General features: G+C 36.5%; 13 protein-coding genes. 2 read left to right on the top strand and 11 right to left on the bottom strand.

Annotation, left to right across the window (positions count from 1 at the left end):
* Window positions 1-8: 8 nt before the first annotated feature.
* A complete protein-coding gene (locus OZ002_RS09300) occupies window positions 9-749 on the top strand; it encodes a LytR/AlgR family response regulator transcription factor (protein ID WP_002306055.1) in 741 nt (246 codons plus the stop codon).
* A gap of 85 nt (window positions 750-834) precedes the next feature.
* Here the strand turns inward: OZ002_RS09300 and OZ002_RS09295 are convergent, their stop codons facing one another.
* From OZ002_RS09295 to OZ002_RS09260, 8 genes are all read right to left on the bottom strand, one after another.
* A complete protein-coding gene (locus OZ002_RS09295) occupies window positions 835-1,593 on the bottom strand; it encodes a WxL domain-containing protein (protein ID WP_002291155.1) in 759 nt (252 codons plus the stop codon).
* Entirely contained in the window at window positions 1,590-2,618 is a 1,029-nt protein-coding gene (locus OZ002_RS09290) for a DUF916 and DUF3324 domain-containing protein (RefSeq protein ID WP_002306053.1), read from the bottom strand. The genes OZ002_RS09295 and OZ002_RS09290 overlap by 4 nt, the downstream gene beginning before the upstream one ends.
* A 19-nt stretch (window positions 2,619-2,637) precedes the next feature.
* Window positions 2,638-5,808 carry an Ig-like domain-containing protein gene (locus OZ002_RS09285; RefSeq protein WP_156249107.1) on the bottom strand — a complete coding sequence of 1,057 codons (3,171 nt, stop codon included), beginning with the start codon at window positions 5,806-5,808 and terminating at the stop codon, window positions 2,638-2,640.
* A 221-nt stretch (window positions 5,809-6,029) separates the two neighbouring features.
* The gene (locus OZ002_RS09280; protein ID WP_061605279.1) at window positions 6,030-6,914 is read right to left on the bottom strand and encodes a diacylglycerol/lipid kinase family protein; all 885 of its coding nucleotides are present in this window, start codon (window positions 6,912-6,914) and stop codon (window positions 6,030-6,032) included.
* 94 nt (window positions 6,915-7,008) lie between these two features.
* Window positions 7,009-7,446: a hypothetical protein gene (locus OZ002_RS09275; RefSeq protein ID WP_002336024.1), complete on the bottom strand. Its 438-nt coding sequence runs from the start codon at window positions 7,444-7,446 to the stop codon at window positions 7,009-7,011.
* Window positions 7,447-7,662: 216 nt separating this feature from the next.
* Entirely contained in the window at window positions 7,663-8,574 is a 912-nt protein-coding gene (locus tag OZ002_RS09270) for a peptidylprolyl isomerase (protein WP_002288548.1), read from the bottom strand.
* A 376-nt stretch (window positions 8,575-8,950) separates the two neighbouring features.
* The gene (locus OZ002_RS09265) at window positions 8,951-9,589 is read right to left on the bottom strand and encodes an ABC transporter ATP-binding protein (RefSeq protein ID WP_002291166.1); all 639 of its coding nucleotides are present in this window, start codon (window positions 9,587-9,589) and stop codon (window positions 8,951-8,953) included.
* A gap of 3 nt (window positions 9,590-9,592) precedes the next feature.
* Window positions 9,593-11,629, bottom strand: coding sequence for a DUF1430 domain-containing protein (locus OZ002_RS09260; protein ID WP_252704090.1), 2,037 nt, complete (start codon window positions 11,627-11,629; stop codon window positions 9,593-9,595).
* Window positions 11,630-11,754: 125 nt separating this feature from the next.
* On the opposite strand from OZ002_RS09260, the gene OZ002_RS09255 reads away from it, so the two are divergent.
* Window positions 11,755-12,420 carry a helix-turn-helix domain-containing protein gene (locus OZ002_RS09255; protein ID WP_156249106.1) on the top strand — a complete coding sequence of 222 codons (666 nt, stop codon included), beginning with the start codon at window positions 11,755-11,757 and terminating at the stop codon, window positions 12,418-12,420.
* 253 nt (window positions 12,421-12,673) lie between these two features.
* Here OZ002_RS09255 and OZ002_RS09250 read toward each other — a convergent pair whose 3' ends face one another.
* The 3 genes from OZ002_RS09250 to OZ002_RS09240 form a co-directional block, all read right to left on the bottom strand.
* The gene (locus OZ002_RS09250; protein ID WP_010727443.1) at window positions 12,674-13,510 is read right to left on the bottom strand and encodes a carbohydrate ABC transporter permease; all 837 of its coding nucleotides are present in this window, start codon (window positions 13,508-13,510) and stop codon (window positions 12,674-12,676) included.
* Between the two features lies 1 nt (window position 13,511).
* On the bottom strand, window positions 13,512-14,414 hold the full coding sequence (locus OZ002_RS09245) for a carbohydrate ABC transporter permease (RefSeq protein WP_010727442.1): 903 nt from the start codon (window positions 14,412-14,414) through the stop codon (window positions 13,512-13,514).
* A gap of 75 nt (window positions 14,415-14,489) precedes the next feature.
* On the bottom strand, window positions 14,490-15,746 hold the full coding sequence (locus OZ002_RS09240; protein ID WP_179131885.1) for an ABC transporter substrate-binding protein: 1,257 nt from the start codon (window positions 15,744-15,746) through the stop codon (window positions 14,490-14,492).
* Window positions 15,747-15,750: the final 4 nt, after the last annotated feature.

The raw sequence follows: 15,750 nt of genomic DNA, 5'->3' as shown, positions 1-15,750 counted from the left end.
GCCTGCATATGAAAAAGTATTTTATCATAGAAGATAACCAGTTTCACAGCGAATGGATCATCAAAGAATTGGTCAATCATCATATCGAGAATATCGTGCAGCTCACTTCTATCTCTCAAATCAATCAGTTGATCCAGTTGGGCACTATTGATAATCACGATGTTTTCTTTATCGATATTGACTTGAAGCAATCACTCACAGGTATTGATGTCGCCGAACAAATACGTAAAAAAAATGCACATAGTAATATTGTTTTTTTCACCGCTTATACGAATTTTGCAGTAGAGATCATCAATCGGAAAATCCTTCCGATTGGATATATCAGAAAAGACAGGAATTTATCTGAACAAATTCGTCAAGTGCTAGAACAGATCAATTGGAAAGAACAGCAGATCGTAAATGTTGATAAAATCTTTATTGATCAAAAAGGTGGAAGTCTCGTCCTGTATCCTCGGGAAATTTTATATATTGAAAGTATCAAAGGTTTGAAAAACCAAGTTATGGTCAAAACAACTACAGAAGATAAATTAGTGAATACTTCTTTAAAACAATTGAAGACAGAGTTGGAAAAGTATGCTTACTTTTTACTATTAAAATCTTACTGTATCAACTTATCGCAATTGCAGAAAATTGATTCTGCTCATTATGTGTTAGAATTTTTCAATGGTGACTCCTTACTCGTTGGTCGAAAGATCTTTGAAAAGACAAAGGAACGTTTCCATGACTTCCAAAAAACTGCTTCGAGTTGATGAATAAGAGCTGAGACGTAAGCATAGCAGATTTCAGGGAGTAGGCCTTGAATCGGCTCCACTCCCTGAAGTCATTGATTTGATTTTACGCTTTCCCTTCTGTAGGAGCATCTGTTAACGACCATGTGAATGTTGAAACGTAGTTGTCTACGGCATAATTGGATACAGGAACAAATAATTCCACTGATTGTCTCCCTTGTTCCACATTCTCTCCTAATGAATAAATCCATGTGCCAATCCCTTCATTTGCTCCTGCAGTTACTAGATCTACTGCCTGATCTGCTGGGATCTCAATTCCTTCAGCGCCAGTACCAGAAATAGTAGATGGCGTTCCACTGCTATTAGTTGCGCTATTTCGAATCACGGCGTTTTTGAATTTCACCTTTGAACCAGTTAGTTTATTCGTATCAGATGTTGTACCAATAAATTCTGTTCGTTTGACTGATAGTTTCCAACCGGCATAATTTCCGCTTTTATCCGTTACTTGTACGAAATTCTGTACTTGTGTTGCTGTCCCTGTACTGTCCGTTCCGTTTTGTAATGCAGCATATACTGTTTTTGCTGTACCTAACTTGATTGTTCCAAAATCAAGATCTGGAGCTTGGTCAATCGTCAGTAATCCGGATGTTCCCTGATTTGGTTCGTCAGGTGTAAACGGCGTATCGGGATCATTTGGATCAACAGGAGGAACTGGAACAACGTCTTCAGGATTTGCGGCATCTGGTTTTGTTACAGAAATCGTTCCTTCTGTAGTGGCTGAGCTCTTATTCTCAGCAAAAACACTTTGTGTACATAATAATAGACTTCCAGCTAGAACGGTACTTAATGCAATTGTTTTTTTCATTTCTTTTTCCTTCTTTCTTTTAAAATAAATAATCCAGCAAATAAGCCAATAAGAATGACTCCAACAAGTATCAGCCATCGCCAGTCAAATGTTTCTGGCTGATTTTTTAAATCAATATCCTTTTCATTCAATTGGTCCGCTGCATCATCAGTTATTTCAAAATCAGTATGAAGATTCCAGCGTTTTTCTTTCCAAGCACCCTTCACAACCGCTTGATAATGTCCCGGAGCTAATTTTTTTCCTTCTAATGGGACAAGTAAATCAAAATTTGTATTGGGTGCTACATCTATTTTTTCTTTTTTTATTGAAAGGTAAGGCTCTTTTGTTTCTTTTTTGTAGATTTCAACCGATGTAGTCAAGCCGAACATATAAGAAGCATTTGGATTTTGAAGATTCGCCTTAATCACATTTCTTCCATCGCTTTGATCCGCATAAGCTTTTTTTAATTTCAAATCTGGGGAAGACTCTTTTTCGCTATTTCGAATCAAGATTGCTTTCACTTGAGAAAATTGATTGACGACACCAACTGTACTTTTGTTAGAAACGTTCTCTTTTTTTTCTTGAAACGTGATCCCTCCTGCGACCACACCAGCCAGCTCTTTTTCTGGCGCTTTCAGTGAAAGTGTCTCAGTGACCGCACTTTGAGGAGGAACAGTTATTTCTCCCACTGTTTTTGCTAAGTTTTTCATATCATAACTTAATGTTTCATCAAATTTACTTTTTGATTCTCCATATTCGATCACACCGTTTGAATTCGTCGTAGCGGAGTGGATCAATGTCTCAACTGTTACTGATTTATCTGTTCGGTTAAAGACCGTGTAGGGGATTTCCTGTGTTTTCCCAGGCTCCATCCTTACATTTATATATGTTTTGTTCTTATCAATCTGATTAGCCGGTAATTCAAAATCTACCGCAAAATTGAATTCGGAGGCATGGACAGGTGTCTGCCAAAGGATGAATCCAAGGAGAAGGATCAGAAGTAAAGAGCAGTTGTTTCGATGACTTTTATTCCATATTCGATTCATCAATCATCCTCCTTGATCTTTATTCTGCCGGCGCATCTGCTAATGTCCATGTCATCTCTGCTGAGTAATTACCAGCTATCTGATTTTCTTTGGTTAAGACAAGTTTAAACGCCCGACCGTTATTTAAATATTCTGAATAATCTGTTTGCACATTCGTTGAATTTTGTCCTCTGACAATTTCCAGTTCTTCTTCATTCACTAATTGATACTCCTCGCCTTTCTTGAAATATAGGACATCCTGCATAGAAAATCCTGCATCGTTTGTGAAAGGCTGAGATAATTTTATCGTTAAGATCCATGGACTTTTTGTTTCTCGCTGATCATAAATCCATAATTTTTCCTGCCCATCCATTTGGCCAAATGCTTCTTGTATCAAACCAGTTGCTTTGATCTGACCAAAATCGAGTTTGGAAGGGGCAAGAAATGAGAGACCACCTTCTACTACGATCTTTGTAGCAGGTGCAAAAGGCGGGGCATCATGATAAACAACTGGCGTATCACTTGGATTGTGATTCCCAATTTCATCGTTGGTACTTGGCTTGTTCTGCACACCCTTAGCAGCAGCTTCTCCTGCTTGGTCGTTTAATACAATTTCTAATACATCTCCTGCAAAAAGTTGATTTTCTGGGATAGAAAGAACAAATTTCCCTGTATCATCAATAGTTGTTTCGGACAAAACAGCTTGATTTTTTTTCAATGAAACCAAGGCTCCTGCTTCACCTGTACCTGTGATCGTGCGAGAAGCTGCATTGATCAATGTGGTACTTAAATTAGCAGGTTCAGGAGGAATCACATCGACTGTCGTTTTGGCAGAGTCCAGTTCTGTCACTTCTTGGCCGCCTCTTACTTTTTTAGCAGCAACTACTTGCACTTGATCCCCCGTTGTTAGTCTTTCTTCGTTGGGTACTTGAACTTCAAACAAACCGCCTTGTTCGCCTTCTCCCCACGGATTATATCCTGCCCCTTCATTTTCATCTGTTTGTCCTTGTGTGAGAGCAGTAATTTCTACAGGTGATTTCGTCGTATCTGCATAAGTAATACGTAAAGTCACTTCTACTTCGCCTGTCCAAGCATCTCTTGGCTTTGCCTCGACACCTTCGGGAACAACGACATGCCCATAGATTTTTTTATCTGCATTCGTTGGTACTCTTAAGGATTCAATCATCGGAAGCTGGTTATTGGCACTGATTCGATTATAATTTTTCATTCCGGCACCTGTCTGAGCAAATTCATTTGTTAAACCTGCACTAGGGCTTGACACAAAATTACCTAAGTCGGTTCCATTGATCGATAAGTCTGTCATATCAGAAAAATAATCCGGATCTTTTTCAAAGTTATCGAACGTTGCTCCTGCCTTTCGCCATAAAGCAATTTCTGAATGAGCGATCTTCAAAGAAGAATCGCCATTTCCTTGAAATACCCAACCACCTATGCCATTAGTCTCGCTTCCGATCCGTTTGTTTTGGAAATCGAAATAGGTAGGAGATTCTAAGTCTACATTCAACACATCCCCACTGATGATGCCAGTCTTATCTTCCCCAGTTTTCCCGACCATGACTAAATAAGTTTTTTCGCCAGCCATAAAGTTCAAATCAATATCTCCAGTTGTATCTACGGTAGCTCCGGAATCTGCGCGTATATCGATATTTGATTTTTCTCCAGTAACCGTAAAATCAGCTGACCCTGGACTTTCTAGAAAACCAGAAGCGTCATAAAATTGGATCGCTTGGTTTCCTTGATTGAGTCTGTTCACATAAGATTTGCCATCCCCTGCATTTCTTACCTTCAATGAGCCTCCATTAGTTACTGTTAGTTTTTGCGTACCGTTCTCAAAACGAACTGCGCTAGAACGACCACTTTGCTTATCAATATCGATGACTGATCCGGCTCCTTCTACGATCAAAGAAAGTCCTTTCCCTACAAAACGCATCCCATTGTTTCCAGGCTGGTCGCCATCTCCAGCCATTTTGACCGAGATTTGTCCACCACTTGATACATGGATTTGACTAGAATCTCCTTGCAGGCGAAATCCGCCAGTAGTCGCTGTATTGATTGTGATTTTCCCATCATTCGACACAGCGACTCTTGATCCTGAGCCTCTCATTTGGATAATTCCGCGATTGTTGTCGTTGGTAATATTAATCTTTGTATTTACCGAAAATTCACTTCCTGAGCCACTGACTTCAAATGTGACATTCCCGGGTAGCGTATCGACAGCCTCTCCTTCATCGCTGACGCCATCTGCCCGATCATAGTCAAGAGAGACCTTTGAACCACTCAAGATATGGAGTCCTGGTGCTGTTTTTCCACTGCCCGTCTCATCACCTGAATCTAGAAAACCATAGAATTTTCCTAGATATGGTCCATAAAGCTGACTACCATTGATTACATTTAGCTGATAGCTTCTACAAAAATAAGCTTTACCCGGAGCGGCATTCATCCCTTCTTTCACTGGTTGGACATCCAATACACCGGAAACACCATCTAATGTGACAGTTGCCCGAGGGGCGTAAATCAGGCCTAATTTAGAACCATCATATAAGTCAAGTTTCCCGGTAAATTTTATTTCTCCCGTAAAATGATATCTGTTTCCCCAAAAATCGGACATATAAGCAATGATAATGGCATTTCCATCGATATTTGGTATCAACCCACCTGGATGAGCTGCCGTTCCTTTAAAATTCTGAAACTCGATCGACTGAGGTGTCTCATTGATATAGATGTGATGTGTGCCGAAATTATGAGCAAGTCCGCCAAAATCGATAACGATATCTCGCTTGATCTCCAATTCCCTGTCTAAAGTCAAAGGCTGAGTTAAACGAATCTTAGCTACTGATTCGTCTGCGAGAAGCTGCGTCAGTTCTTCTGTTGTGGCAGCTTCGCTGTACCCATCCGCTGAAACAACTCTAACCTGTACCTCTTCACTGCTATCAGACGTTTGTTCAGCTACTTCTGATGTCTCACTTGTCTTATTTTCTTCTTGCCTTGTATTAGAAGTAGGCGCCTCACTTTGGGATTCTGTAGTTTCAGAAGTAATTGATTCTTCTGAAAAAGTAGTCTTGTCAAAACTTTGATTCTCTGATTGCGTTGATTCGCTTGTTGTCTCTACATCGGCAAAAACGGATGTCACCATCAAGAGAGGGAAGACAAACAAAATCGACGCAATCAGCTTTTTTACATATTGATTCATTCTCCACCATCCTCTCTGACGTTTTGACAATTTTATTTTAACGTTTTAATTTATTTGTAATTGTACTTTCATATTTAAAATATGTATTTTTATGGCAAATTTTTCTGTTAGGTGAAAATTTCTTTTTTGTACAAAAAAAGGCTGTGACAAAAGTCTTGTCACAGTCCCTTATTCCGAACAACCGATGTCCTCCTGACAACTCTTCGGTCACAACCTCCATTTTAACAATAAACCTGTAAATGTGAGGGTAACACTTTGATTGTCACAGGTAATTTATCCCCTTCATCTCCATCAACATTCGTCGTCAATTCTTCCTCATCAGCTAATGACACAACTAATTGCTCACAAGTAAGATAGGCTAGATTTTTCGTAGATTCATCTACTCCTTTTAATAGGTCTGGCAATGTTTTAAGCGTATCGATCAAAGAAGAATCTTTTAAATAAACCAAATGGAGCTTACCGTCATCCACTTTTGCATTTGGAAGTAATGTTTCAAAACCGCCGACTGAGTTAGTTAGTCCTATCAGCAAGGTACTGCTCTCAATTTCTTCCTTCTTTCCATCAACTTCTACGTGAAACGAGTAGGATTGTGTGGAAGCTAACTGTTTGATTCCTGACATGAAATAAGCTAGTTTTCCAAATTTCGTCTTCTTCTCCGCATCTACATCATTGATTGCTTCAGGGATAGAGCCAATTGCGACGACATTCATAAAATAGTCGTCATTTATTTTTCCAATATCCAATGGCTTGACTGATTCAATCGAAAAATGATTGATCGCTTCCTCAGGTTCTAGCGGTATCCCTAATGCTCGAGCCAAGTCATTCACCGTACCCAATGGGAAAAATCCGAAATTTGGCCGATGTTCTTGTTCAGCGATTCCACTGATTCCTTCGTTGACTGTTCCATCTCCGCCCATGACAAACACACTATGATACCCTTCCGTAGCCGCTTCGCGAGTAAAGTTTTTTGCATCCCCTGCTTTTTTTGTATGCAAGACGACCACTTCATCAAACACCGATTCCAATTTTGCTACCGCTAATTGCTCAAATTCCTTTGCTTGTTCACCGCCTGAACTGGGGTTTACCACTAATAAAACTTTTTTCATCACTTTCTTTCCCTTCTGATTGATTTCTTTAATATAACGATAGCATAAAGAAAAAAATTAGGCTGTGATGAAGTACTGTTCATGAAACATTCATTTATTTTTTGACAAGATAAAACACCCATACTATGAAACTGAGGAAAATTAAAACAATGATATAGGAAATAAAAGAAAATGATAGGCATTGTATACCTAATAAAGTAAAAATCTTAGGTGGCAGATAAAAACACAAAAATAGCAAGAAAATGTAATAGCGTTTCTTCCACTTTTTGTTATCAGACCTTATAGCGATCAGAGGAATACCAAATGCATAACTGAAAAACTCTTGATGTACTGTTAATATGTCACGACCTTGAATAATAAATGCGACAATCCCCGCTATAATTAGTGTGCCTAACACCAAAACGGAAAATTGATGAATATATTTTATATACAAATGATCCATTGTACTTCCTGCCTTTTTATTTGTGAGAAAAACAAATCCGTATACGTGAATAACTTCTAGAAATAAAAGAAATTTGCAAAACCACTCCATTTATCTACTTCTACGTGCATTTTTTGATATTGTTTTCTTTATTTAAGATTATACAGAAAAATATCTAGGGTCGCTGGATTCTAAGTAAAAAAAATTTTTAAAATAAAAAGAACTAAATCAAGTAGTAATTAAACTACTGTTGATTTAGTTCTAATAAAATGATTTAGATGAACAGTTTTATTAATTTAAATAGTTCATATTTTTTATTTGTACTGCTTATTTACTACTTGCTGTACTAGAATCTGAAGTGAATGTACTCAAAACATTTTCAAAGTCTTTGTCTTTGATTTTTACATTAGCGTCTTTCAATACTTCGCCAATTACTTTATTCTGGAAGGTACTGTCACTTAATTTTGTATCTGTTGCAATTTCTTTCAATTCTTTTTTGTATTTATCCATGTCGTTGCCTTTGTTTTGGTTTTTCACCATTTTAACCACATAATATTCCGTAGTATAAGTTGAAGCATTGGTAGAAGTGATCACATCAGAAACTTGACCATCTTTCAACTTAAAGGCTGCTTCTTTGACTTCTGCCGGAACCGTTGTAGTAGTGGAATCAAATTTCACTTTTCCGCCATCTTCTTTTGTCGTAGTATCAGTTGACTTGTCTTTGGCTAATTTAGAGAAATCGTCTCCCTTATCAGCAGCTTTCTTCACATCTTTTGCATCATCTTCACTTGCTACTTGGATAATTTGAGCTTCCACTTCTGGATGGAAAGATTCCCAAGCCGTTTTTAAATCTTCATCGGTCAATTTGATATGTTTCTTTAGACCTTCTTGAAAGGCTAGACTTTGTTTGATACTGTCTTTGAATGTTTGTTCTGTGTAACCTGCAGATTTCAATTGTGAATCAAATGAATCACCCAATTGTTTCTTTGTTTGATCATATTGGGAATCGATTTCTTTGGTTGATACGTCATCTCCATATTTATCTTCAAATACTTGGTAAACGATCAACTGTTGCACAGCGGAATCTGCTCCTTGCATTTTTTTCAAGCTATCCATTACTTCTTGTTCGCTGATTGTACCGCCTTTATAACTAACGGCTGTTTTTTCACCGGCATTCGTACAGCCTGACAATAAGCCAGTGCCTAGTACGATGGCAAGTGCTAAAAATCTTTTTTTCATTTATCAATTCTCCTACTTTTCGTTTTTTGCGAATTGCTAAAAACAAAGGTGTTCAAGATGAAAATCATCAAGAACACCTTTACTAATCTGCTCGATACGTCCTGAATAGATATAAGGCTACACAATCCAGAAAGTTCGCTCAGCAGAATAAATGTCAAGTAGCACATCACACCTTAATATACTACTTCTTTTGTTACCGTTTTTCAAGTCTATCTTGCGTTCCGTATTTAACGTAACTAATTCTTAGAACAAATGTTATCGATTTTGTTTTTCTTCTTCCGCTGCTGGGATATTCAAATCAGACACTTTTATGTTCGATTTTCCAGACATTTTTTTGTTGTTTTTATTGAAAAAAATTTGATTTTTCATTTGTTTTCTAAAGCATGATCTTCTTGTTTCCTATTTTGGTCAGATATGGATCATGCGTGACCACGATAACTAACGTACCTTGGGAAGCTTGTTGCGATAAAATTTCAACTACTTTATCCTTATTTCGTTTATCCAATGACCCAGTTGGTTCATCGGCTAAAATGATTTTGCTATTCTTCAATAAGACTCTCGCACAGGCGATTCTTTGCTTCTCACCACCAGATAATGTGTAGATAGGCGTACTTAGTTTCTTGTTTATATTTACTTTTTTCAATGCCTCATACTTTGCTGTTCGCTTATCTGAAACATTTAAATTCGAAAACTTCAATCCAATATCTAAATTAAAATCGATTGTTTCATATTCAATCAACCCAAAATCTTGAAAAAGAAAAGATATGGTATTTCTTTTTATCAAGCGCTTCTCTCTTCCAGTTAATTGTTTCGTCTCTTGATCGAACAAATAGAATTGTCCTGAACTGAACTGATCATTCAATCCTAATATATTCAATAACGTACTTTTACCTGCTCCACTTTCTCCAACAACAGTCACAAGATCCCCAGCATCCGCAGTGAAACGATCCAAATGAAGAATCGTTTTGTTTCGAATGATTTTTTTCGCACCTTTTATCACTATCAACGGCTCCAATTGTTAACCTCCATTCATCAGCAATAACTGACTTTTCTTTTCTGTAGACAAAATAAAAACAACTGAAAGAATAAAATCAATGAAACTAAAGAAAAAAATATTAAAAAGATATTTAGGCTCTCTTTCTATAAGAAAAAGGAAGATTACACTTGTCGTCCCCCATTTGATGAGGTTCATCATGAAGAAATCTTTATACGTTTCAAAGAGCGAATAACCACTTGAACGAAAGATAGCGATTTTCCGACAATTGTAGACAAAATATATGCATAACATGACATAGCTCAACAAGAAGAAAGAAAAGAAAGTGAGTAAAAATATCTGTATCAAGTAATGAAATGATCTGCTTAACACTTTGACAGCTATCTCTTCAGTCTGAGTATACGGAAATGATAACTGCAAGTTATCACGTAACTGACTTTCTTCAATCAGCTCAAATAACCTTTCTTTCGACAAAGAGCCTATCTTGATCTTTAACGGTGGATAGATTTCTCCGCTGAGAATATTTCTTTCCCAATACGTACTGTTTTTCAATGTCAGTATTTCAACAACCGGATAATGTTCGATCCAGGGGATAGAAGGAATAAATGTATAAATGGGCTGATTGTTTTTTATAAATAGAAATTCCGGTTCTTTTTCACTGATTTCTTGATAATATTCTGTTATTTGCGCCAGGTCATTTTTTAAATCTGTATGTCTATATCGTTCAGGGATCAATATAACAGGGTGCGTTTCTTCTTCGGTTATTTGGATCAACCTTCCAGAGACATCAATCAAAGGAAATTTCTTAAGATAATTCAGATTTATTTTTATCCCTCTGCCAAACTGTTCATTATCTTCATTCAAGTAATCTGATACCTTGACTAATATACTTCCGTTTTTATTCAAAGTTTCATATAATTCCTGATCTGCTGCTGATGCAAAACGATTGGAATAAATAAAATCCACGTGGTTTTTCCCGATGGTTACTGGATAAAACACATAATAGTCTTCATCAGCGATTTCTTTTGGAGGTTCATGGGAAACAGCTAACTGTGAAGAAGAAAAAACAATAGTTGCTAATTCGACATTGGCAACGGTCAAAAGAAGAGAAAACAACAATCCAAATGTAAAAAGAATGTATTGGATATAGTTGAACGCTTCTCTTAACGAAGCGATTTTTTCAACTAATAAAAGAGAAATCAAAGAAATACCATATATTCCGCTGAACAAGAAAACGTACATCTGGAACAAATAAAGAAATTGCTCCTTATAATACATAAAAATAAAACCACCAATGATTCCTGCAATTATGAATGTAATAATGATTTTCTTTTTCCCCAATAAACACCACAATACTTGATGTAATGAAAAGCCATTATTCAACAATAAACTGATTTCTTTATTCATCAATAAGAAAAAGGATGATAACAAAAGGAATAAAAGAATCAATCCAATAGTTAAATACACTCGATAATTATATACGTCTGTACTTGAAATAACCGAATACGAATAGCTATTTTCAAAGTCTTCAAAAATATTAGTCGCATAATCAGTGTGAAATGCTTGATTGAATCGTTCAGTGAATAGTGAAATGAACCGTTCATATTCTTCTTTTTCTCTCGTCATCAAGAAAAATTCACCTTCAAAATCTTTTATTTTGATCGATTCTTCAATGGACGTTACGCGAAAGGAGGTATTAGAATAGGGTACCTTCTCGTGAGAAGATTTGACATCCCCTTGATAATACAATGTCATTTCAAGCTTTGGCTGTATCTTGAAGTTCCAAGATGTATCTACTTCATTGGATTCATTTACTGTTTTTTTCATATAAGAAAGCTCAGTTTCTGATGAGACATTTTCAAATACCATGATTAGCTGCTCATATTCTTCTTGCCCAATAAAATGTTGTGGCAATCGAATCGGAGTATAAGTATCTGTTTGATGGAAAAATTCATTTGTCCGATAGAGTACCTGTTTATTTATACTAACCAAGGCAAAACCACTCATGATACCGGTCACTATGATTGTGAGTAAAACTGTGAACTTTTTTTTGATTATCACCACTCTCCCTTACTTAAATGATTCTTTGATAAAATCATACCGTTTTTCATCAAAAAAACGTATCTATCAAGTGTATAGGTCATGTAGAATAAATCTATATACTGTAGAATCGAAAGGAGAAGAAGATGAACATCGGAGAAAAAATACGAACTTACCGCAGAAATTGTAAGCTTACGCAAAAAGAATTAGGCGAAAAAATTGGTGTTTCCGATAAAACGATTTCTAGTTGGGAAAATTCTCGTACAATGCCAGACCTTGAAATGCTGTCACTTTTACATCAGACTTTAGGTCTGCCGATTGATTTTCCTTCTATTGAATCAGCTACCGAATCAATAGAACCAACATTGCCAGACGAACCTCTTGTTAACAAGAAATCTTATTCATCAAAACCACCATTATCACTCAAAAAGGCACTATCTTTCTTTCTGCTCGTCTTTTGTTTGGTCTATCTTTTTCTTATCAATTATCAATACAAAAATGAAACGATTGATCGATTCAATCCTTTTTTGAAACCACAAATCGGCTATACCACACTCCCTGTAGGATACGTGGACAATTCCATCGAACATTGGGTATGTAATGATATCTTTGGCCATGGTACATGGCTGTCTTTTCACGCTGGAGAGGTAGAAAAAGAGAAAAACCATGCTGTAATCAAACACAAAGGAAAACACGTCATGAACGTTCGCCTGCTCACTTGGGAAGCCATTCCCTCAGATTACCAAGAAATCCTCAGCCAAGACTATGACGACGCCTTAAAAAGAAGCCCTCAGGAGCCAGATAGGCATTAAGTAAAAAGATGAGTGTGAAATAGGTAAAAATGGTTATTCAACCTATCTTGAACAGTTGTTTCTATACTTATGGAAATTAATCTTATTGAAACTAAAAATCATGGTTGACTGTAAGTATAACGATTCCTAAAAATTAGATTTTCGATCTAACTTTTAGGAATCGGTTTACTTTCTTTGTGTAAAGGAATGTTTTATTATGAATGACGTTGTAATCGTATTCTTTCTAACTGCTGATGTTTATGATCGCTAAGAATTACTTCCCGCCCATGACAAATCCTTCCTCGAAATTTTTATTGAGGAGAATATAAATAATTATTGTCGGGATGGATGCAATACCGCAAGCTAAAAGTACTGCTGGTGCATTTGTCGTTGCACCACTAGGACCATTTAATTGTGACAAAACAGTCATGATAGGACGTACATTTCCTGATTTGCTAAACGTCAAGCCAAATAACAAATCATTCCAAACAAAGGAAAATTGGAATAGAAACAATGCAGAGATGGGAGCTTTAGCCATTGGAATATAAATTTGACAAAAGATCTGAAAGTCAGAAGCTCCGTCGATTTTTGCCGCTTCTCCTTGTTCTTTATCTATAGAATTGAAAAAGTTTCTTAACACAAATGTGCAAAATGGGATAGAGATTGCTGTATAAAAAAGGATCAATCCCATCTGTGTGTCATATAACCCTAAGTTGGCATACAGCCTGTAAACTGGGACTAGGTACATTTGAAAAGGGAAAATCGTTCCGCTATAAATCAAGATAAACCAGAAAAATCTCCCTCTTATGTTTAATTTCGTAATCGCATAAGCAGCTAAAGCAGCTAACAAAATAGCTACTGTGGAAGAAACAACCCCATACAATATACTATTTATGAATCCTTGTCCAAATGAAACCCTCTCTGAAATAAAATCAAACGAGTTAGTAATTGAAATCCCTTTAGGCCAGTCCCAAAAATTCCCTTGATTGTATTCCGGACCTGATTTCACTGCATTTACTAAAGCAAACGTAAATGGAAACATCCAAATAAATCCTAAGACACATAAGATAAGATTAGTTAATTTCCCATTTGATTTATTCACTCTTCCCATACTAATCCTCCTTAAATGTCTGTCTCAAATAAATGACCGAAATCGCTAATACAATAATAGAAAGAACAACTGCAACTGTTGAACCATAGCCGTAAGAACCGTTAGCGAATGTTTCCTTATACATCGTCACTGCAAGCGTTTCAGAAGAGCGGTATGGGCCGCCTCCAGTCATCAGCCAAATACCGTCAAATGTCTTGAAACTATTGATGATTGCCATCAGTAAAACAATAATTAAAGTAGGTTTCAATAATGGTAATATAACATATCGATACAATTTGAATCCTGAAGCTCCATCTAGTTTTGCAGCCTCTACTGGTTCTGCTGGTAAATTACTTAATCCTACAATCAGTAAGATCAAGTTAGTGCCTATTCCCTGCCAGACACTTGAACCTATCATGACAAATGTATTTACATAAGGTATCCCTAGCCAATAGGTGGTAGTTTCAGTCAAACCAACTGTCTCAAGTAATTTAGGTAGTCCGTAATTCGATAAAAGCGAGGTCATAATCAAGGCACCAATTGTAGGCGAAACAGCGTTAGGTAAATAGAATATGTTTTTAAATGCTGTACCCCAGCGACTATTTATAACCATTATTGCTAATACTAATGGGATGATGACAGGGATAATTAATGCTGAAAAGACCCATATTAACGTATTAAGTAAAGACTGAATAAAATAACCATCGTGGAATAAACGTATATAGTTTTCTAATCCGACAAATTGAATATCCGACAATCCATTCCATTTAGTAAAGCTCAAGCTAAAAGTAAAAATAGCTGACATGATAAAGAACACTGTAACTAATAACGCTGCTGGTAATACATAAAAATACGGAACAATTTTTTTGAATGATAATTTATTTTTTCTTTTAACTAGATCTGTTTCTTTGATCTTTATTTCCATAGTTGTTCCCCCAATCAGGGATAGGGTTTGTCTACCCTAACCCATATCTTTACCCGTCTTTCTCGAAAGCGCTTGTTATTTTTCAGTTTTTTCCCAAGCTTTTTGAATCGTCTCTAAACTTTGATCGACTTGTGCATTTGTTGGATTAGAAAAAATTTTCCAATATTCATCAATTGAAAGGTTGACGATTTCCGGTGTAAACTGCTCATAATAACGTAGCTTCAAATCATAGTGTTCTGAGTCATTTGCTTTTTCAACAAGTGATTTGCTGATAGGATCTTCAAAAGAGACATTTGTTACAGCAGACATCCCTGTCTTATCAGCATATTCTTGTTGAACGTTTTCTTTAAAATATGACGTTAATACTTTTTTCGCATTTTCTTTGTTACTGCTATTTTTTCCAACTACTAGAGGGGCAACTTCGTAATAAATCGTCCTTTTTGATTCTTCTTCTTCACCAGGTAAAACAAACATATCCATTTGCTTTCCAGAAGACATTCCGTATTCATCATTCAGACCCGTTAACAAATTTGTCGCCTGATACATCATCGCAGTTTTTTTACCAGCAAAATCTTTTACCTGATCCTGTTGAACATCTGAGAAATACCCTTTATTTATCATTTCACACCACTTATAGAAAATATTCTTGATACGTTTATCCGTAAATGGAACTTTTCCAGCTGTCCACTCCTCGTATAAATCTGGGTCTATACTTCCCATCAACACTTGGGGCCAACTAAACGACTGCCAAGTATTTCCGATACCGATTGGTACTTCCCCATTTGATTTCAAAGTTTCACAAATCGTTAAAAACTCGTCTAAATTTTTGGGGGCCGATAATCCATACTTATCAAAAATTTCTTTATTGTAAAATATACCATTATATATCACATTTAATGGTGCGCCGTATACTTTTCCATCTACTGACAGTGCATCTTTGATTTGATCACTCACTCCCTCATCCACGTACAGATCCCACTGATCTGTTAAGTCCTCTAGCAAGTCATTTTTTACTAATTCTTTTAATTGACTTCCTGTCCACCACGTAAAGAGTGCAGGTGCATCTCCACCTTGCAGTGATTGTTGGATATTCGTCTGATACGCGCTCAGATCCGGCGTGTTGATAAACTTGACCTTCAATCCAGCTTCTTTTTCAAGGATTGGCACAAAAGTTTTAGAGGGTCCCGTACCTTGTCCTTTATCATTCAAAACTTCTACTACTTCTGTGTTGTTATCAGCAGATTTTGAATCCGTCCCTTTTCCACAACCACTAAGAAAAAATAATATGGATAGAAAAGCAATACTTAAACTCCATGTTTTTTTTATAGACATTTTT

This window comes from Enterococcus sp. E4-150 (genome assembly GCF_035726465.1).
GTDB lineage: Bacteria > Bacillota > Bacilli > Lactobacillales > Enterococcaceae > Enterococcus_B > Enterococcus_B faecium.
Note: the sequence above shows the minus strand (reverse complement) of the source record. Positions and strands in the feature narration are given on the sequence as shown.